Consider the following 674-nt stretch of genomic DNA (forward strand, 5'->3'; position numbering starts at 1 on the left):
GGCCAGCGGCCCCGGATACAGAACGGCCCCGCTTTCGCGGGGCCGTTCCTTTTCTCCACGCACGCCGGGCACGGCCCGGCACTACGTCACTTACGCACCATGCGCGGCCAGCTGGCCCAGGCGCTGCACCGCGACCGAGACGGTCGGGTAGTCCAGGGTCTTCTGCTCGGCCAGTTCGGCCAGCATCGCCAGGGTGAAGCGCAGGCTGTTGTCATCGCGGCCCATCCAGGCAGCGACCTTGGCCTCGGCACTGCTGCCCTTGGTGCCCAGCACCTGCCCGGCCAGGTTGCGGTGGTTGGCTGCAAGCTCATCACGCAGCACGCCACGCGCCACCGCGTGCCAACGACCGTTGACTTCCAGCGCGTCGACCTGCTCGAACAGCCACGGCAGCTGCAGGGCATCGCCCAGGCGGAAGTGGACCTTGGACACGTCCACCGGCTTCAGCTTGCGGGTGCGGGCCAGTTCGATGATGTCGAACGCCGGTTCCAGGAAGTGCAGTTCGGCCAGCTGTTGTGCCAGTGCAGACGGCAGGCCCTTTTCCTTCCACTCGGCCACCAGGGCTTCGTAGGTCGGACGCTGCGAATCCGGCAGCACGCCCGAAGCGACGCGGATGTCGTTGAACGGTCCCTGGTAGCGGTTGACCGCTTCGGTGATGCCCGGCATCGCGCCCGGGC

General features: G+C 68.1%; 1 pseudogene. It reads right to left on the bottom strand.

From position 1 onward, the window contains the following. Positions 1-90: 90 nt before the first annotated feature. Positions 91-674 (bottom strand): annotated as a pseudogene (locus ABGA94_RS05750) (NAD-glutamate dehydrogenase); the annotation flags it as partial.

The sequence above is a fragment of the Stenotrophomonas sp. 3diitr2024 genome (assembly GCF_042136455.1).
Taxonomy (GTDB): domain Bacteria; phylum Pseudomonadota; class Gammaproteobacteria; order Xanthomonadales; family Xanthomonadaceae; genus Stenotrophomonas; species Stenotrophomonas sepilia.